Source organism: Micromonospora sp. NPDC002411 (assembly GCF_053592955.1).
In genome coordinates, this window is record NZ_JBSFBM010000150.1 from 1 (window position 1) to 15,958 (window position 15,958).

General features: G+C 71.4%; 21 protein-coding genes. 8 read left to right on the forward strand and 13 right to left on the reverse strand.

Going from position 1 to position 15,958, the window contains the following annotated elements:
- Positions 1 to 56 precede the first annotated feature (56 nt).
- The 6 genes from ACWCO3_RS18825 to ACWCO3_RS18850 all read right to left on the reverse strand — a co-directional run bounded on the left by ACWCO3_RS18825 (position 57) and on the right by ACWCO3_RS18850 (position 3,250).
- Complete coding sequence (locus tag ACWCO3_RS18825; RefSeq protein WP_450011190.1) at positions 57 to 482, reverse strand: Hsp20/alpha crystallin family protein; 426 nt, start codon at positions 480 to 482, stop codon at positions 57 to 59.
- A 68-nt stretch (positions 483 to 550) separates the two neighbouring features.
- Positions 551 to 1,003, reverse strand: coding sequence for a GNAT family N-acetyltransferase (locus ACWCO3_RS18830; protein ID WP_450011158.1), 453 nt, complete (start codon positions 1,001 to 1,003; stop codon positions 551 to 553).
- A gap of 144 nt (positions 1,004 to 1,147) precedes the next feature.
- A complete protein-coding gene (locus ACWCO3_RS18835) occupies positions 1,148 to 1,561 on the reverse strand; it encodes a DUF6069 family protein (RefSeq protein WP_450011160.1) in 414 nt (137 codons plus the stop codon).
- A 76-nt stretch (positions 1,562 to 1,637) separates the two neighbouring features.
- Positions 1,638 to 2,114, reverse strand: coding sequence for a MarR family winged helix-turn-helix transcriptional regulator (locus tag ACWCO3_RS18840; RefSeq protein WP_450011162.1), 477 nt, complete (start codon positions 2,112 to 2,114; stop codon positions 1,638 to 1,640).
- A gap of 52 nt (positions 2,115 to 2,166) precedes the next feature.
- Positions 2,167 to 2,682 (reverse strand): DUF2087 domain-containing protein, encoded by a 516-nt coding sequence (locus tag ACWCO3_RS18845; RefSeq protein WP_357936601.1) that lies wholly within the window; start codon positions 2,680 to 2,682, stop codon positions 2,167 to 2,169.
- Positions 2,683 to 2,737: 55 nt separating this feature from the next.
- Positions 2,738 to 3,250, reverse strand: a complete 513-nt coding sequence (locus ACWCO3_RS18850; protein WP_450011164.1) for a MarR family winged helix-turn-helix transcriptional regulator — start codon at positions 3,248 to 3,250, stop codon at positions 2,738 to 2,740.
- 68 nt (positions 3,251 to 3,318) lie between these two features.
- On the opposite strand from ACWCO3_RS18850, the gene ACWCO3_RS18855 reads away from it, so the two are divergent.
- Positions 3,319 to 4,551, forward strand: coding sequence for an MFS transporter (locus ACWCO3_RS18855; protein ID WP_450011166.1), 1,233 nt, complete (start codon positions 3,319 to 3,321; stop codon positions 4,549 to 4,551).
- On the opposite strand, the gene ACWCO3_RS18860 is transcribed toward ACWCO3_RS18855, so the two are convergent.
- Both ACWCO3_RS18860 and ACWCO3_RS18865 read right to left on the reverse strand, forming a co-directional pair.
- A complete protein-coding gene (locus tag ACWCO3_RS18860; RefSeq protein ID WP_450011168.1) occupies positions 4,548 to 4,748 on the reverse strand; it encodes a DUF397 domain-containing protein in 201 nt (66 codons plus the stop codon). The genes ACWCO3_RS18855 and ACWCO3_RS18860 overlap by 4 nt on opposite strands.
- On the reverse strand, positions 4,739 to 5,509 hold the full coding sequence (locus ACWCO3_RS18865; protein ID WP_450011170.1) for a Scr1 family TA system antitoxin-like transcriptional regulator: 771 nt from the start codon (positions 5,507 to 5,509) through the stop codon (positions 4,739 to 4,741). The genes ACWCO3_RS18860 and ACWCO3_RS18865 overlap by 10 nt, the downstream gene beginning before the upstream one ends.
- A 203-nt stretch (positions 5,510 to 5,712) precedes the next feature.
- Here ACWCO3_RS18865 and ACWCO3_RS18870 point away from each other — a divergent pair, with 203 nt between their 5' ends.
- From ACWCO3_RS18870 to ACWCO3_RS18885, 4 genes are all read left to right on the forward strand, one after another.
- The gene (locus ACWCO3_RS18870) at positions 5,713 to 5,988 is read left to right on the forward strand and encodes a hypothetical protein (RefSeq protein ID WP_450011172.1); all 276 of its coding nucleotides are present in this window, start codon (positions 5,713 to 5,715) and stop codon (positions 5,986 to 5,988) included.
- Positions 5,988 to 6,233 (forward strand): flavin reductase, encoded by a 246-nt coding sequence (locus ACWCO3_RS18875; protein ID WP_450011174.1) that lies wholly within the window; start codon positions 5,988 to 5,990, stop codon positions 6,231 to 6,233. The genes ACWCO3_RS18870 and ACWCO3_RS18875 overlap by 1 nt, the downstream gene beginning before the upstream one ends.
- Before the next feature lie 110 nt (positions 6,234 to 6,343).
- Entirely contained in the window at positions 6,344 to 6,865 is a 522-nt protein-coding gene (locus ACWCO3_RS18880; protein ID WP_145781846.1) for a SigE family RNA polymerase sigma factor, read from the forward strand.
- Positions 6,862 to 8,130, forward strand: a complete 1,269-nt coding sequence (locus tag ACWCO3_RS18885; RefSeq protein WP_450011177.1) for a hypothetical protein — start codon at positions 6,862 to 6,864, stop codon at positions 8,128 to 8,130. Before ACWCO3_RS18880 ends, ACWCO3_RS18885 begins: the two co-directional genes overlap by 4 nt.
- Positions 8,131 to 8,322: 192 nt before the next feature.
- Here ACWCO3_RS18885 and ACWCO3_RS18890 read toward each other — a convergent pair whose 3' ends face one another.
- The 3 genes from ACWCO3_RS18890 to ACWCO3_RS18900 are packed head-to-tail and all read right to left on the reverse strand — an operon-like array spanning position 8,323 to position 10,468.
- Complete coding sequence (locus tag ACWCO3_RS18890) at positions 8,323 to 8,910, reverse strand: GNAT family N-acetyltransferase (RefSeq protein ID WP_145781851.1); 588 nt, start codon at positions 8,908 to 8,910, stop codon at positions 8,323 to 8,325.
- Between the two features lie 23 nt (positions 8,911 to 8,933).
- Positions 8,934 to 9,440 (reverse strand): mycothiol transferase, encoded by a 507-nt coding sequence (locus tag ACWCO3_RS18895; RefSeq protein ID WP_450011179.1) that lies wholly within the window; start codon positions 9,438 to 9,440, stop codon positions 8,934 to 8,936.
- Positions 9,437 to 10,468: an aldo/keto reductase gene (locus ACWCO3_RS18900; RefSeq protein WP_450011181.1), complete on the reverse strand. Its 1,032-nt coding sequence runs from the start codon at positions 10,466 to 10,468 to the stop codon at positions 9,437 to 9,439. Before ACWCO3_RS18900 ends, ACWCO3_RS18895 begins: the two co-directional genes overlap by 4 nt.
- 123 nt (positions 10,469 to 10,591) lie before the next feature.
- Here ACWCO3_RS18900 and ACWCO3_RS18905 point away from each other — a divergent pair, with 123 nt between their 5' ends.
- Complete coding sequence (locus tag ACWCO3_RS18905) at positions 10,592 to 12,145, forward strand: ArnT family glycosyltransferase (RefSeq protein ID WP_450011183.1); 1,554 nt, start codon at positions 10,592 to 10,594, stop codon at positions 12,143 to 12,145.
- 6 nt (positions 12,146 to 12,151) lie between these two features.
- Here the strand turns inward: ACWCO3_RS18905 and ACWCO3_RS18910 are convergent, their stop codons facing one another.
- Positions 12,152 to 12,634, reverse strand: a complete 483-nt coding sequence (locus ACWCO3_RS18910) for an RrF2 family transcriptional regulator (protein WP_208745022.1) — start codon at positions 12,632 to 12,634, stop codon at positions 12,152 to 12,154.
- 127 nt (positions 12,635 to 12,761) lie between these two features.
- On the opposite strand from ACWCO3_RS18910, the gene ACWCO3_RS18915 reads away from it, so the two are divergent.
- Complete coding sequence (locus tag ACWCO3_RS18915; protein WP_244311712.1) at positions 12,762 to 13,505, forward strand: SDR family oxidoreductase; 744 nt, start codon at positions 12,762 to 12,764, stop codon at positions 13,503 to 13,505.
- Positions 13,506 to 13,574: 69 nt separating this feature from the next.
- Here ACWCO3_RS18915 and ACWCO3_RS18920 read toward each other — a convergent pair whose 3' ends face one another.
- Positions 13,575 to 14,831 (reverse strand): MFS transporter, encoded by a 1,257-nt coding sequence (locus ACWCO3_RS18920; RefSeq protein WP_450011186.1) that lies wholly within the window; start codon positions 14,829 to 14,831, stop codon positions 13,575 to 13,577.
- A 125-nt stretch (positions 14,832 to 14,956) separates the two neighbouring features.
- Here ACWCO3_RS18920 and ACWCO3_RS18925 point away from each other — a divergent pair, with 125 nt between their 5' ends.
- Positions 14,957 to 15,931, forward strand: a complete 975-nt coding sequence (locus ACWCO3_RS18925; RefSeq protein WP_450011188.1) for a LysR family transcriptional regulator — start codon at positions 14,957 to 14,959, stop codon at positions 15,929 to 15,931.
- The last annotated feature ends 27 nt before the right edge of the window (positions 15,932 to 15,958 follow it).

A 15,958-nucleotide genomic window follows, 5' to 3' on the forward strand; every position in this document is an offset into this window, starting at 1 on the left:
ATTAAACCGGCACGGCGGATTCGTCGTGACACCGGCACGGCTCCTAGCATCACGGATCACGCGTTGATCTGGCGGCGTCCTTCGCCGTTGCCGCTGATGGTGACCCGCCGGGGCTTGGCCCGCTCGGCGACGGGGATGCGCAGCGTCAGCACCCCGTGCTCGTACCCGGCCTCGAGCTTGTCGGTGTCCAGGGTGTCGCCCAGGAACAGTCGCCGGGTGAAGGTGCCCATCGGACGTTCGGCGGCCACCAGCTCGACGCCGTCGCCGCTGGGCCGGCGACGCTCAGCCCGAACGGTGAGGACGTTGCGCTCGACGGTGCAGTCGATGGTGTCGGGGTCGACGCCGGGCAGGTCGAATGCCGCGTAGAAGTGGTCCCCGTCGCGGTACGCGTCCAAGGGCATCGTCGCGGGACGGGCTGCCGTACCGAAGAACTGCTCGGCGAGCCGGTCGATCTCGCGGAACGGGTCGGTACGCATCAACATGGTCATGCCTCCTCGGTTCTCCTGGCCGAAGGTGATGAGTTGAGCCGGGGCGACTCAACTTCCTCCTCTTATTTAACGCCTTCGGACGCGTTCGTCAACTCCTTCTCGAACCAGTGCTCGGCGTAGGGGCCCTGCGAGTACGCCGGGATCTCCAGGTAGCCGTGCCGGGCGTACAGCGCACGGGCTTCGACCAGGTCGTTGCGGGTGTCGAGGCGGATCCGGTCCACCCCGGCGGTACGGGCCGCCTGCTCGACGGCGGCCAGCAGCGCGGCACCTCCTCCGGCGCCTCGATGCTCGGGCCGGACGAACACCCGGGTCAGCTCGGCCCAGCCCGACTGCCAGCGCAGTCCGGCGCAGCCGGCCAGCTCGGAGCCATGGTGGGCGAGCAGCAGCAGTCCACTCGGGTGGGTCAGATCGTCGCTGGGCATCTCGGCCAGCGCCGCGTCGACCTCACCGGGCAGGGCGGGTCGACGGTGGTAGCGGACCACCATCTCGGTCATGTACTCGCGCAGCAGTTGCACCGCATCGGGCTGGTCGGGTCGGGTGGCACTGATCGACCAGATCGGGCTCGGCTTCCTGGAAACCGGGGCGTCACGGCAGCTCGCACACCGCGGTTTCCAGGAACCCGAGTTGACCAGATCGGTGATCAAGCAGCTGACCGCCGGTTATCGGCGGGGTCGGGGCAGCAGGGCGATGAGCGCGACCGCCACGGCGACGTGCGTCGCGCCGAGGGCCAGTTTGGCGCCGCCGGTGGCATCGACGTTGAGCAGCGGGGCGAAGGACAGCAGCGTCACGACGACGGCCAACGAGATCCAGACCGGGCGGGCGGCGCGTGGGGCGAATCGTTCCAGCAGGGCCAGTGTCGCCCAGCCGAACAGGGCGGCACCCAGGGAGACCATGACGATCGCGCCAACCCCGATGTCCGTGGCGGGCTGCCCCGGGCTCTCGACCGTGTAGTCGACCCCGGCCAACGCGCCGATCGACCAGATGGCCACACAGGCCAGGACGGCTGCGCCTACGCCGAGGGCGCGGCGGCGCAGCGATGAGGTGGTGGGGCTCGTGACGGCGGCAGCACTCATGACGGCTCCTCGTTCAGGGATAACGAACGAGTGCGACCGTAACAGATAGTCTTGTTCGGAACTATCTCCCTCGGGATTAACAGCCGGAGCGGGCACCCGGTGCGTACGGGGAGGTGTTGGCCAGTGGGCCGCCGACCAGCGCCAGCAGGGACCGTAGGAACACGTCCCGGTCCTGCTCGGGCAGGGCGGCGAGGAGGTCGTCCTGGATACGCCGAACCACCTGCTGCGCCTGCCGCAGGACCTGCTCCCCCGCCGGTGTCACAGCGACCAACCGAGCCCGGCGATCCGTCGGCACCGGACGGCGCTCGGCCAGCCCGGCCCGTTCCAGTTGGTCGAGCGTCACGACCATCGTGGTCTTGTCCACGCCGCACCGTTCCCCGATCTCGCGCTGGGTCAGGTCACCGGTGCTGGCCTGCGCGAGCACGTAGTGCGCTCGCGGCGAGATGCCCAGCTCGGCCAACCCTGCGGCGTGCTCGGTCTGCAGCGCGTGACTCGCCCAGGAGAGGAGGAACAACAGGTCGGGTGGGCCGTCGGCGGGCGTGCAGGAGGTCATGCGCCGAGGCTAGCAAGATGCTCCGTGACCAGACGATTTGTGCGGCGGACGATCAGTGTCGCTGGTAGATGCCGTGCTCACGGGTGAGTAACTGCTCGTCGATCAGGTAGCGGCGCAGCGTCGCGTGGTCCGACCCACCGGCTGCGCACCACTTCTTGAGCGCGTCGTCGACGGCTCGCTCCGGATAGCGGGTGCCCGGTGCGAACGACTGCTCGGCGATGTGTGCCAGCAACACCCGCCGCCGACCTCGCTGAGCCGGCAGACCTACCAGGACGTCCCCTCGCAGGAAGGTCCGCAGCACCGGGTCGACGCCGGGATCGGCGTCGTCGGCCGGACGGCTGTCGCGGGCGGCCTCCCGCAGCGACGCCTGGTCGGCCGCGAGCGCACCGTCCGCGCCGGTGACCAGACCCGCGTCGGTGAGCCGGCGGACCCCGGTGAGCACCACCCGCGCCGGCAGGCCGGTCCGCTCGGCGACGTCGGTCGCGCTGGTCGCACCCAGCACGATCGCCGCGAAGATCCGTCGCCGTCCGTCGTCGGCCAGGGCCCCGGCCAGCGCATGCGCAGTCACGCCGGTCACCCTTCCATCGGCGGTACGCGGACCGCCAGGCAATTTCCCGGGCTGCTCAGGTCTCCGGCGTGCTCTGCGGCTGCTCGGCGACGAGCAGCACCCGGCGCAGCAGGTCGGAGAGGTGCCGCCGCTCGGTCGCGGTGAGCGCGCCGAAGAGCCGGTGCTCCTCGGTACCCTGGACCTCCATCGCCCCATGCCACGCGGCCTGCCCCGCCTCGGTGAGCTCCACGTCGACCCGTCGACGGTCGACTGTCGACGGAATCCGGCGCACGAAATTCCGCCGCAGCAACGTGTCCACCCGTGCCGTGATGGAGGCGGGGGCCATCGCCAGGTCCGTGGCGAGGTCCGAGGGCGCCGCCCGGCCTCGACGACCGGCCAGGGCGTGCAGTGTTTCGTACTCGTGGGCCGAGAGGTCGAGATCGACCAGGACCCGTTCCTTGACCGCCCGCAGGTGTCGGGTCAGTCGGATCATCCTGGTCACCGCCCCCTCGACGTCCGCGTCGAGGTCCGGGACCACGGGCAGCCAACGCTCGATGTGCCGGTCGGCGGAGTCCGGGGTCGGGGTCACGGCACCAGCTTACCTCAATGTCGAAATATTCATTGCCAAAATATTCGACGTCGAAGTACCTTCGGGTCATGGCTCACCCTCTGCGCAACCCCTCCTTCCGGCTGCTGTTCCTGGGTCGCACCCTCTCCGCCCTCGGCGACGCGGTGGTGCCCGCGGCGCTGGCGCTGGCCGTGCTGCGGGCCACCGGTTCCACCGGGGCACTGGCCGCCGTCCTCGCCGCGGCGATGGTTCCCCGTCTGCTCCTGCTGCCGCTCGGCGGTGTCGTCGCCGACCGGTTCGACGCCCGTCGGGTCGCCCTGCTGGCCGACCTGGTCCGCTGCGCCACCCAACTGGCGGTCGGCGTGGAGTTGCTCGGGGGCGACCCGTCGCTGAGCACCGTCATCGTGGCGTCCGCGCTCGGCGGCGTCGCCTCGGCGTTCGCCATTCCGACCGCGTCGCCGCTGGTCGCCGGCACCGTCGAACCGGCCGACCGGCAGCAGGCCAACGCCCTGATGGGCGTCACCGCCAACACCAGCCGCCTCGCCGGCCCGGCGCTGGCCGGCGCGCTGATCTGGGCCGCCGGGCCCGGCTGGGCGTTCATCCTGGACGGCGCGTCGTTCGCGCTCAGCGCCACGTTGCTCGTGCTGGTGCGGGTCCGCCACGTGCCGGTGCCCCGCCGCTCCGTCCTCGCCGACCTGCGGCACGGCTTCGGTGAGGTCCGCGCCCGCGACTGGTTCTGGACCAGCCTGATCGGGCACGGCGTGTGGAACGGCGCCGCCGCCGTGCTGATGACCCTCGGGCCGGCCGTCGCCATCGACCGGCTGGGCGGTGAGACGACCTGGGTGGTGCTGTTGCAGGCCGGTGCGATCGGGATGCTCACCGGATCGTTGCTGGCCGGGCGGGTCCGGCTACACCGGCCGGTGCTGCTGGCCAACCTCGGCCTGGCCTGCTACGCGGCGCCGCTGTTCCTGCTGGCCATCGCCGCGCCCGCCCCCGCGGTGATCGCCGCGTACGCCGTGGCGCTGACCGCCCTCGGCTATCTCAACCCGGTCTGGGAGACCGTCGTGCAGCACCACTTCCCGCCCGAGGTCCTGGCCCGCGTCACCTCGTACGACTGGCTGGTGTCGTTGGGTGCCATGCCGTTGGGCTACGCGCTGGCGCCGTTGGCCGCCGACGCCTTCGGAGCGCCGGTGCCGCTGGCCGTCGCCGGGTTGCTGGTCCTCGCCTCCTGCGCCGGCACGTCACTCGTGCCCGGCGTACGCCGACTCACCTGGCCGGCGACCCCGCAACCGCAACCGGCCGAACCCGCAGGCGTCCGCTAACGAGGTCCGGCGGCGTGGCGGGCCGCCGCGACGAAACACCGCCACGACGCGGGGCTGACCGCCAGCGTTCCGCCGTCGCGATCCTTCGTGTCGCGCACCAGGACCACACCCGGCAGGTTGTCGGCGACCTCGACACAGTCGCCGCCGTTGCCGCCGCTCCTCGTGCTCTTCCGCCACCGCGCGCCGGTCATGTCCATGCTGCTGCCGCTTCTCTGAGGAGTGCCAGGGAACGCCCTCGGGGCAGTGCCTCTCCGCGAATCCGCTCCCACCGTCGCTCCAGATTAACAAGGTCCGATGGCTGGTCCAGGATCTGCGCCTGGGCCGCGCTGTCCACGTGCGCGACCCGGGAACCGTCCGGCATGTCCGCGATGGTGAACGGGCCGTCGAGCCCCGGATAGCTGGGCGCGTCCGCCGGGACGATGTGCAGCTGGACGGTGCCCGCTTCGGCGTGCCCGACCAGGCGGGTGAGTTGCGCGGCCATCAGGGCGCTGTCGTCGCCGACACGCCGTCGCAGCACCCCCTCGTCCAGCACGGCCACCAGGAGGGGACCGCCGCCTCCCGGGGCGAGGATCGCCTGCCGGCCGAGGCGCGCCTCGGTGAACTCGTCGACCGCCTCCGCCGGCAGCATTCCGCCGGCCAGGGTCGCCCGCGCGTACGCCTCGGTCTGCAACAACCCGGGCACCCACGCGAGTTGGAAGGACCGCAGCGTCACCGCCTCGCGTTCGAGATCGACCCACGGCCGGAACCACACCGGTTCACGGCGACGGTCGGCGTCCGGCCACAGTGCGTCGACGTCCTTGGCCAGGAGCCCGGCGACTGTCGCCCGGTGCCGGCTCTGTGGAATGTGGCCCGGGTTCGCCCACCGGGCGACGGTCTTCGGGTGCACACCGATCCGATCGGCGAGGCTTTCGGCGGTGTGACCCGCTGCGGCGAGCGCTGTGACAAAGGCGTGGTTCATGCCGTCCTCTCCTGGTGCAAAGCGGCTGCGATGAAGACATAACGTAACGCTGTGTGCTTGTCCAGCGACTACCGGCAAAGTGCGGTTTAGGCGGCGCGGGCGGCAGGGATTTCGACCCGGCGGGCGCGTTCGCGGGGCCGCTTCCGGTGGGCGAGCACTCCCGGAAGCGGCCCCTTCCCAGACGCCGACCAGAGGGAAGACCGGTGCCGGAGAGCAACGAAGACGCTGGCCGGTTCAGGGCCGGCGACGTGGTCCTCCTGACCGACGCCGCGAGCGTGCAGTTCCGGAAACCGATCGTCGTCCGCGTCATCCGCGAGATACCCGACCGGTACACCTACGACGGTTGGCTCTGGCTCGACGCGTACCAGCTGAACGCGAAGGGTGAAGCGGTGGCACGGCGTGAACTGTTCGTGATGCGCGCGGGAGTACAGCGGCAAGCCGTACCCGTTCGGCGTCGGACCAGCGCGCGGGCCGTCTGATGCCCGGGCACCGGAAGCACTCCCCGTCGCGGCCGTCGTGGCGCTGCCCGGTCTGCGGCATCCTGTGGCCGTGCTCGGCCGCGAAGCTGCGCCTGCTCGCCGAGTACCGCGAGGATCGGCCGGGTCTGCTGACGCACCTGGCGAACGTTCAGGAGGCGGCCGCAGCCGACCTCACCACGCTCCACCCGGGCGTCGCGCTTCCCGACCTGACCCCGCGTTTCGTCGGCTGGGCGGAGACCCGCTGAACCACTCCCGGCTGATGGGCACGGGTCGAATTCGTCGAGCAGAGTTACCGGACCGGTAAACCTCGCGCGCCGATGTGGTGTCTTGCTGGGTGACGAGGCCGGGAGGTCAGATGAGGGATTCGCGTGGGGCGGAGTTCGATGACTTCGTTCGCTCACGGTCGGGGGTGCTGTTACGGGTTGCCTTCCTGCTGACCGGGGACCGGCACGCTGCCGAGGACCTGCTTCAGGAGGTGCTGGAGCAGGTGTACGTGCGCTGGCGTCGGGTGCAGAGCAGCCCGGAGGCGTACGCGCGACGTGCGCTGGTCAATCGGTCGATCAACCGGTGGCGCTGGCGTGCCCGGCGTCCGGAACAGTCGCTGGGTGACCACGACGGGGTGGCCCGCGACCACGCCGACGCCGTCGCGGTTCGCGAGCTGGTCGTCGGAGCGCTGCGGGCGTTGCCGGCCCGGCAGCGGGCCGCTGTCGTCCTCCGTTACCTGGAAGACCTGCCGGTCACCGACGTTGCGGCGGCCATGGGCTGCTCGGAGGGTGCGGTGAAGAGTCACGCCTCGCGTGGGTTGGCACGGCTGCGAGAGGTGCTGGCCGGATCGAGTCTCGTCATACCCATCACTGGAGCCGGGAGTTCGCGATGACCATGAACGACAGTGACGTGCGCGGCATCCTGCACCGCGCTACAGATGACTTGGTCAGCCCGCCGGGCCTGCTCGCTGAGGTGCGTCGGGGTGGGCGACGTCGGGTGGTGCGGCGGCGGGCCGTGTTGGCGGCGGTCTGCGCGGCCGTGGTGGCCGTGCCCGTGGCCGGCGTCCTCGATCTGCCCGGCGATGCCGGAGAGGCACAGGTCGCTTCACCGCTGCTCGACCAGCCCACTCGCGGCGATCTGGCCGCCGACGAGGGTTACCTGCGGCAGGTCCGCCAGGCGTGGCAGCGCCGGATCAAGGAGGTCGGAGATCGGACGCGCGGCGAGCCGCACGTCGTGTGGGCAGGAGGTACGCCAGCTGGCCCGGCCTCCTACGTCGCCCAGGCCACCGCGCACGGCACCACTGTGGGGTTCGTCGAACCCACCGCCGGCGGCCCGCGCGTCCGCACCCTGACGCAGCTCGACAACAACGGAACAGACGGCGCCGAGCAGGCGGCGCTGCTCGGACCGCAGCGCGACGTGCTCCTTGTGCTGGACTTCGGGCAACCGGTGCAGTTCTCCGCGCAACTACGGTCCATGCCCGATGGCAAGGTCGAGCGGACCTTCGAGTCTGTGGCCTTCCAAGACGGTGCGGCGGTGCTGTCGGTGCCGCCACAGCGCACGAAGGTCACCGTCGCGCTCTCCCGGACTCCCGTTCAACGGCAGAACATGATTCACATCGACGGCACGAGCGAGATTCTCTTCCCCGACAACAAGGATCGGCCGGCACCACCGCTGGCTCGCCACACGTTGCCCGGCGCGGAGCAGGTGTGGGGCACCGACCCGGCTGCCAAGGAGGTGGACGCGCCAGCCGAAGCCCTCGCCGAGTATCTCGACCCTGTCGGAGTGCACACGCACAACGGCTCTCCCCGTCTGGTGGTCTACGGGGCAACCCCCGACGGCCGGCGGCTCTTCGTGGAAACCGTTCAGTACGACGACGATCCGTCCCGCGTCATCGCGCTGCTCGCTCGCAAATATCTTCCGTTCGAAGCGGTGGCCAGCACGACCGCGGACTGGTCGGCGCCCCTACCTGTGCGACTACGACTCCCCAACGACCAGGGCGTCGTCGTCGCGGCCGAAGGGTCGGCGCTGAGCTACCGGGTCGGCGACGGCCAGTGGCAGGACGCCGGCCGCAACGCAGCACTCCTGCCCGCGACCGCGACCGACGTACGGGTCACCGACTCCAACGGGACCACCACCACCGTCTCGGTCGCTTCCTGAATCAAATCGCCAACTCCACCCTCGGTTTCGGGTCCAACGGGGCGGAGGCGGTCGGCCCGCTCCTCGCCGCTGCCCTGTTCCCGTTGGTCGGACTACGAGGTGTGCTGCTCGTCGACGCCGTGTCGTTCCTGGTCTCGGCCGTGCTGCTCGCGATGCTTCCCTCACTTGCCGACCATCGGGAAGATCGGGTGATCAGATCGGCCCGTCGGCGCGCAACCGTGAGTGCAGGTGCATGTCGTGCCAGCCGTCGGCGTGACGCACCGACCCTCGGGCCACGCCCTCCACGGTGAATCCGGCCCGCGTGGCCACCCGGCACGACGCCGTGTTGGCAGTCGAGTGCTCCAACGCCAGCCGGTGCAACCCCGCCTGCGTGAAGCCCCACCGGGTCATCGCGAGCAGCACCGCGGTGGCGATCCCCCGGCCGCGCGCCGCAGGCAGCAACCAGTACGACACGTGTGCCGACGCCTCGGCCAGCAGCACGCCCCGCAACCCCACCTGACCGACCGGCCGGTCGTCGTCACCGACGATCGCCCAGCTCACGGCCGTCTCGTCGCGCCAACGGCCTTCCCACTGCGCCGTCCACGCCCGCGCCTGGTCATCGTCGTCCAGACGCAGGACGTGCCACCGCTGGATGTCGGGACAGCCGAAGGCAGCCCGTACGGCCGTGGCGTCGTCGACGCGCCACGGCCGCAGCGCCAGCCCGGGGCGTACCGGAAGGTCTGGTTGCTCCTGGGCACCGAGGCTTCCGGCGGGTAGGGCGGGTTCGACGAGCAGCGGCATTGCCCCATTATCGGGCTGTCGCCTCACTCGCCGGTCGGGCCGCCCGCGAGTTCGGCGACCACGTCGAGGTGGCCGAGGTGTCGGGCGTACTCCTGGACCAGGTGGAACAGCACCCGCTCCAGCGACGCCGGATCCGCGCCTCTCCAGCGCGGGCCCGGCGCGCCGATCTCCGCCAGGTCGTGCGCCGTCACCACCTCGGCGGTGTGTGCGCCCTGCGCCCGCAGCGCCGCCACCAGGTCCTCCCGGGTCACGTCCGGGGCGACGTACCAGCGGTCGTCGCGGCGGTCACCCCACGGCTCGGCCACGTCGCGGCCCTGGAAGCCCCACTCGATCCAGCGCAGCTCGACGTGACGCAGGTGGGTGAGCAGTTCCAGCGGGGTCCACCCGGACGGCAGCCGGCTGCGGCGCAGCTCCGACTCGTCCAGCGTCGACACCTTGGCCACCATGGACTCCCGGAAGTAGTCCAGGTAGCGCAGGAAGACCTCGGTGCGGCTGCCGGCCGGGGCGGTGGGCTCGGGGAACGACGTCATGACGCGCTTGGCAGGTCACGGCCGCGCTGCCGCACACCCGCGCTGCCGTACGGGTAGTCGCCCACCGGCGGTGCGCTCGCCTCGTCGAGCAACCGCATCTGCTCGGCGTCGAGGTCCAGGTCGGCGGCGGTCAGGTTGTCGTCGAGCTGCTCGGTGGTACGCGCGCCGAGGATCACCGAGGTGACCGCCGGCCGAGCCGCCAGCCAGGCCAGCGCCACCGCCGACATGGACACGCCACGTTGTCCGGCGATCTCGCGGACCGCGTCGAGCACCCGCCAGGTGCGCTCCTCTGCGTTGCGACCCGCGTACGCCTCGACGCCCCGCTCTGGGTTCTCGCCGAGCCGGGTCGCGCCGGTCGGTGCGTTGTCGCGCTGGTACTTGCCGGTCAGCCAGCCGCCGCCCAACGGCGACCACGGCAGGATGCCGATGCCCTCGTTCTCGCAGACCGGCACCACCTCGAACTCGATCTCCCGGGCCAGCAGGTTGTACTGCGGTTGCACCGTCACGATCGGGGTGAGGTTGAGGTGCTGGGTGAGCAGGGCCGCCTTCTGCAACTGCCAACCGGTGAAGTTGCTGACGCCCGCGTAGCGGATCTTGCCGGCGCTGACCGCGTCGTCGAAGAACCGCAGGGTCTCCGGCAGCGGGGTCAGCGGGTCCCAGGCGTGCGCCTGGTACAGGTCGACGGCCTCGACGCCGAGTCGGCGCAGGCTGGCGTCCAGGGCGCGGGTGAGGTGCACCCGGGACAGGCCGGCGTCGTTGGCGCCCGGACCCATCGGGAAGCGCCCCTTGGTGGCGATCACGAGATGGTCCCGAACGTCGGGCCGGGCCCGCAGCCAACGGCCGACGATCTCCTCGGAGACACCACGGGAGTAGACGTCGGCGGTGTCGATGAAGGTACCGCCGGCCTCGACGAAGCGGTCCAGTTGGGCGAAGCTGCCCGCCTCGTCGGTCTCCGCGCCGAAGGTCATCGTGCCCAGACACAGGGTCGACACCACAGTGCCGGTGGCGCCCAGATTGCGATAGCGCATATCGTCCTTTCGGTCCGAGTGACAAAGCTGATCTTCGCACTCGTCCCCACCAGCCGCATACGGCACGGTGTCGAACGCGGTCACGGGCACCCACGCGGCGTCGCCGCCGGTCATCATGAGCGTGTGAGCGAGCCCGCGATCGATATCGACCGACCGCACCGGCCCACCCAGCCGCCGCCGTCGGCGACGCCACCCGAGCCCGGCGCGCCCACGCGCGGTCCGTGGCTGGTGGCCGCCGCCACCACGGTGACGCTGCTGCTGCTCGCCGGTCGGTACGGCTACCACCGCGACGAGTTGTACTTCCTGCTCGCCGGCCGACACCTCGACTGGGGTTACGTCGACCAGGGGCCGCTGGTCCCGGCGTTGGCCCGGCTGCTCGACACGATCGCGCCGGGCAACCTGGTCGTGCTGCGTACCCCGTCGGCGGTGTTGGCCGGCGCTGCGGTGCTGCTGGTCGCCGCGATCGCCCGCGAGGTGGGCGGCGGTCGGGGCGCACAGATCTTCGCGGCGGTGCTCGCCGCGCTGTCCGGCATCGTGCTCGCCAGCGGTCACCTGCTCAGCACCACCACCGTCGACCTGCTGGTGTGGCTGGTCGCGGCGTGGTGCGCGGTGCGGTTGCTGCGTACCGGTGACTCCCGTTGGGCGCTCGGCATCGGGCTGGCGCTCGGGGCGGGCATGCTCAGCAAGGTGCTGCCGGCGTTGCTGGCCGTGGGGCTGGTCGCCGGGGTGCTCATCGCCGGGCCCCGTCGGCTGCTGCGCGACCGGTGGGTGCTCGCCGCCGCCGGAGTCGCCGCCCTGCTGGCCGCACCGAACCTGATCTGGCAGGCGGCGCACGGCTTCCCGCAGCTCGGAGTGGCCGCGTCCATCGCCGACGGGGACAGCTCCTACAGCGGCCGCCTCGACGCCCTCTACCTCCAGTTCGTCATCATCAGCCCGTACGCCGTGCCGATCTGGATCGCCGGCCTCGTCGCCCTGCTGCGGCGACCGGCGTGGCGGGCGTACCGGGCGGTGGGCTGGGCCTGGCTGGTGGTGATCGGCGTCGTGCTGATCGCCGGCGGCAAGGGCTACTACGACGCGCCGCTGCTGCTGGTCCTCACCGCGGCCGGCGCGGTGGTCACCGCCGCGTGGGCGTCGCGTGGGTCGGTCCGGCTGCGGCGAGGGCTGCTCGTGCTGGGTGTGGTGCCGTTCCTCCTGCCCAACATCGTGCTGTTGCTGCCGGTGCTGCCGGCCGATCGGTTGCCCGGTTTCGTGGTCGACGTCAACTACGACGCGGGCGAGACGATCGGTTGGCCGGCGTTCGCCGACTCGGTCGCCGCCGTCCATCGTGGCCTGTCTCCCGAGGAGCGTTCGCGGGCGGTCGTCCTGACCGGCAACTATGGTGAGGCGGGCGCGTTGGCCCGTTTCGGTCCGGCCCGTGACCTGCCCCGCGCCTACTCCGGGCACAACAGCATGGTCGACTTCGGTCGGCCACCCGCCGACGCGGACGTGGTGATCGCCGTCGGCTGGGACGGTCCCGGTCGGTTGAACTCCTGGTTCGAGTCGTGCACGCAGGCCGGGTGGGTGGACCAGCGCGTCGAGGTGGAGAACGACGAGAACGGCGGCCCGATCCACGTGTGCCGGGGGCTGCGGCGTCCGTGGGCGCAGATCTGGGACACCGAGGTACGCCACACCGGGTGACAGTGCTCAGCCGGCTCCGCTGGTGAGCCAGGTCTGGATGCCGACCAGTGCCTCGGGCCCGGAGTTGGCGTCGACGTCGCGGGCGAGATCGGCGATCGTGACCGCGGCGAGCGCCTGCCGCCAGGCGTCCTCGGCTGCCCACATGGCGCGGGCGACCGGGCACGGTGTGGTGCAGGCGTCGGCCGGTGTCGCGAACGGGCCGCGCTGGCGGATCTCGGTGCAGACGAAGGTGGGACCCGGCCCGTCGATAGCCCGCACCACGTCGAGCAGGGTGATGCTCCCCGGCGCGCGGGTGAGGACGTAACCGCCGGACTTGCCCTGCACGGAGTGGATCAGCCCGGCGCGGGCGAGGGACTGGAGTTGCTTGGCGAGGTAGCTGCTGGAGACGTCGTGCAGCTCCGCCAGCTTGGCCGCCGGGACGGGCGTGTTGCTGGCCGTGAGGACCACGCAGCAGTGCAGCGCCCACTCGACCCCGCCGGACATCTTCATGACGTCACCCTAGTCACCCCGCTACTCGGACTCATTCTGTCCGAGTATAGTTCCCGGACATAAGAGGTCCGAGTTTGGCGGGGCGTGGTGAGCCGGACAAAGGACCACACACTCGCAGGGAAGGTGCATGACCGTGAAGATCGCCGTACTGGGCGGGACCGGCCTCATCGGGTCGCAGGTCGTCAAGATTGTGCAAGCCGCCGGGCACGAGGCGGTGCCCGTCTCGCTGTCCACCGGGGTGGACCTGCTCACCGGGCAGGGCCTGGACGAGGCGCTCACCGGCGCCGAGGTCGTCGTCAACCTGACGAACTCGCCGACCTTCGACGACGCCTCCCCCGCCTTCTTCCAGACGACCATGGACAACCTCCTGGCCGCCGCCGGGCGCGCGGGCGTCGGGCACGCGGTGGTGCTCTCCATCGTCGGCGTCGACCAGGTGCCCGACCTGGCCTACTACCGCGCCAAGGTCCTCCAGGAGGACATCCTCAAGGCCGGCCCCGTGCCGTACTCGATCGTGCGCGCCACCCAGTTCTTCGAGTTCGTCGAGGCGATCCTGTCCTGGACCGCCGACGACACCACAGTCCGTCTGCCCAGCACCCCGGTGCAGCCCATGGCCGCCGCCGACGTGGCGCAGGCCGTCGCCGACGTCAGCATGGGCGCGCCCCTGCAGGGCATCCGCAACGTCGCCGGCCCCGACGTCTTCGCCCTCGACGAGTTGGGCCGGATCACCCTCGCCGCCCGTGGCGACCAGCGCACCGTCACCACCGACAGCGCCGGCATGTTCGCCGCCGTCCCCGGTGACGCCCTCATCGCCCCCGCCGGGGCCGTCATCGCTCCCACCGCCTACCGGGAGTGGCTCGGCCGCCAGAGCTGACCCGCCGACCGGCCCGCACGTCGCCGTGGCGGTCGACCGCCACGGCGACGTGCTGTGCGGGCGCTCAGGTTACGGCGACGTCGGGGCGGTCGTCGCCAGTTCACGATAGGGCACCGGGTCGACGGCCGGGCGGCGGGGAAGCAACAGGGGGCTGGCGAGGATCAGCAATCCCGCGACCGCGATGGCCGTGCGAGGGCTGGTGGCGTCGGCGAGCAGTCCGCCGAAGGCGCTCAGGACGGCGATGGCGGCGCTGCTGCCGATCGACCAGGCGGTGAGCGTACGGACGGTGTGATCTCGGGGTGTCTGCTCCAGCCGGTACGTGGCGAGAACCGGGTTGTACAGGCTCATGCTGAGGATGATCGCGAACTCGACGGCGATCACCGTCGCGAGTCCGGCGACGCCGGGCTGGACGAACGCCAGGCCGATCAGCCAGACCGCGCGCAACGTCCCGACGGTACGCAGGATCCGGTGTCGGCCGTAGCGCGTCACGACCCGGTGGGCCAGGCGTGAGCCGACGAGCCCGCCGAGGCAGGGCACGGCGAAGGCGAGACCGTACTGCCAGGGCGGGAACCCGAGGTCACCGAGCAGGAGCACGGCCAGCAGTGGCTCGGTGGCCATGATCAGTCCGCTGACGAGCAACTGGTTGAGGTAGAGCGCCCGCAGACCTCGGTGGGTGAGGAGGTGCCGCCAACCGTCCAGCACCGCACCGGCCCGACCCTGGCGTCCGCCGCCTCGCTCCGGACGTTCCTCCCGGCTGCGGATCGCCGTGATCCCCAGCGCGGACAGCAGGTAGCTGAGCGCGTCGGCGCCGATGCTGGTGACCGGCCCGAACACACCGACCGCCGCGCCGCCCAGCGGCGGCCCGAGCGCGATGGCGCTCCACGTCGTCGACTCGAACCGTGCGTTGGCCGAGAGCAGGTCGTCCGGCCGGACGAGAACCTTGAGGTAGGCACCACTGGCCGCCCCGAAGGCGATCCTGGCGGTGGCGACGACGGCCGAGACGACCAGCAACTGCGCGAAGCTGACCCCGCCGAGGGCGTACGCGACGGGGATCGTCAGCAGGGCGGCGAACCGGACCAGGTCCATCGCGATCATCACCGGCCGCTTGCGGCGAAACTCCACCCACGGGCCGAGCGGCACCGCGACCAGCGCGCCCACCGCCGGGCCCACCGCGGACAACGCGGACACCTGGGCGGGGTTGGCGTCCACCACGAGCACGGCGATCAGCGGCAGGGCACCGAACCCGAACCCGGAGCCGTACGCGCTGACCGCGTACGCCGCCCACAACCAGCCGAACCGTCGCCCCAGGGACCGTCTCGCGACCACGCCCACCCCGCTTCCGGACAACTCTTCGTTGACCGATGCGAGCAAAGCAGGAGCAAGGGCCACTGATCAAACAACCGAAGGAGCGGGCAGCCACAACCAGACGTTGTGTGGGTAGGGTGCACGCCGTGGATCTCGACGCCGTGCGTACCTTCGTCGCCGCCGCCGACGCCGGCCAGTTCCAGGACGCCGCCGCCGCGCTGTCGATCACCCAGCAGGCCGTGTCCAAGCGCATCGCCGCCCTGGAGAAGGACCTCGGGGTACGCCTGTTCAACCGCACACCGCGCGGCGTCCACCTCACCATCGACGGTCAGACGTTCCTGCCCCACGCCCGTGAACTACTCCGGGTCGCGGCGCGCGCCGACGCGTCCGTACGCCCCGGCCGGCGTGCCCTGCGCGTCGACGTGCACAGCCGACGGATCGCGCCGGCCGTGGTGCTACAGGACTTCCACCGCGCGCACCCACACGTCGAGCTGGACGTCGTCACCCTCGACGCCGACGTGCACGCCGCGACAGCCGCCGTCGAGGCGGGAGCGGTCGACGCGTCCTTCCACGCCGTGCCCGTGCCCGCACGGCACCTGCCGGACGCGATCCGAGTCGCCCGTGTGATCGACGAGCACCACGAAATCCTCGTCGGGCCGCGCCACGCGCTCGCCAACGCCCGCGTGGTCACGCCCGCCCACCTCGCTCCGCACCGGATCTGGATGCCCGGCATGGCTCCCGACAGCGAATGGGCCGACTACTACGACGAACTCGCCGCCGCGTTCGGCCTGACCATCGACCTCGTCGGCCCGGTCTTCGGCAACGAGGCCCTGTTGGCCGAGATCGCCGACTCCGCGCACCTGGCGACGTTGGCCGGTGAACGCACGCGGTACCTGTGGCCGGACAGCTACGACCTGCGGCGGGTGCCCGTACGCGGGCCGGCGCCGATCTATCCCCTGTCCCTGATCTGGCGCGCCGACAACCCGCATCCCGCGCTCGGCGCGCTTCGCGAACACCTCGCAACCGGGCACACGCGGACGCGGATATCCGACGCCGAGGTCTGGTTGCCGACCTGGGCAAACACGGTGGTCCCGCCGCGCCCTTCCGTGGTGGTTCGATGAGCCCGGCCCGGATCAGCGCGGCGGCGA

Excerpts from the sequence above, each read along its gene's own strand:
- ACWCO3_RS18825 (WP_450011190.1), bottom strand. The coding sequence starts at position 482 with ATGTTGATGCGTACCGACCCGTTCCGCGAGATCGACCGGCTCGCCGAG.
- ACWCO3_RS18835 (WP_450011160.1), bottom strand. The coding sequence starts at position 1,561 with ATGAGTGCTGCCGCCGTCACGAGCCCCACCACCTCATCGCTGCGCCGC.
- ACWCO3_RS18840 (WP_450011162.1), bottom strand. The coding sequence starts at position 2,114 with ATGACCTCCTGCACGCCCGCCGACGGCCCACCCGACCTGTTGTTCCTC.
- ACWCO3_RS18855 (WP_450011166.1), top strand. The coding sequence starts at position 3,319 with ATGGCTCACCCTCTGCGCAACCCCTCCTTCCGGCTGCTGTTCCTGGGT.
- ACWCO3_RS18860 (WP_450011168.1), bottom strand. The coding sequence starts at position 4,748 with ATGGACATGACCGGCGCGCGGTGGCGGAAGAGCACGAGGAGCGGCGGC.
- ACWCO3_RS18865 (WP_450011170.1), bottom strand. The coding sequence starts at position 5,509 with ATGAACCACGCCTTTGTCACAGCGCTCGCCGCAGCGGGTCACACCGCC.
- ACWCO3_RS18875 (WP_450011174.1), top strand. The coding sequence starts at position 5,988 with ATGCCCGGGCACCGGAAGCACTCCCCGTCGCGGCCGTCGTGGCGCTGC.
- ACWCO3_RS18880 (WP_145781846.1), top strand. The coding sequence starts at position 6,344 with ATGAGGGATTCGCGTGGGGCGGAGTTCGATGACTTCGTTCGCTCACGG.
- ACWCO3_RS18885 (WP_450011177.1), top strand. The coding sequence starts at position 6,862 with ATGACCATGAACGACAGTGACGTGCGCGGCATCCTGCACCGCGCTACA.
- ACWCO3_RS18890 (WP_145781851.1), bottom strand. The coding sequence starts at position 8,910 with ATGCCGCTGCTCGTCGAACCCGCCCTACCCGCCGGAAGCCTCGGTGCC.
- ACWCO3_RS18895 (WP_450011179.1), bottom strand. The coding sequence starts at position 9,440 with ATGACGTCGTTCCCCGAGCCCACCGCCCCGGCCGGCAGCCGCACCGAG.
- ACWCO3_RS18900 (WP_450011181.1), bottom strand. The coding sequence starts at position 10,468 with ATGCGCTATCGCAATCTGGGCGCCACCGGCACTGTGGTGTCGACCCTG.
- ACWCO3_RS18910 (WP_208745022.1), bottom strand. The coding sequence starts at position 12,634 with ATGAAGATGTCCGGCGGGGTCGAGTGGGCGCTGCACTGCTGCGTGGTC.
- ACWCO3_RS18915 (WP_244311712.1), top strand. The coding sequence starts at position 12,762 with ATGACCGTGAAGATCGCCGTACTGGGCGGGACCGGCCTCATCGGGTCG.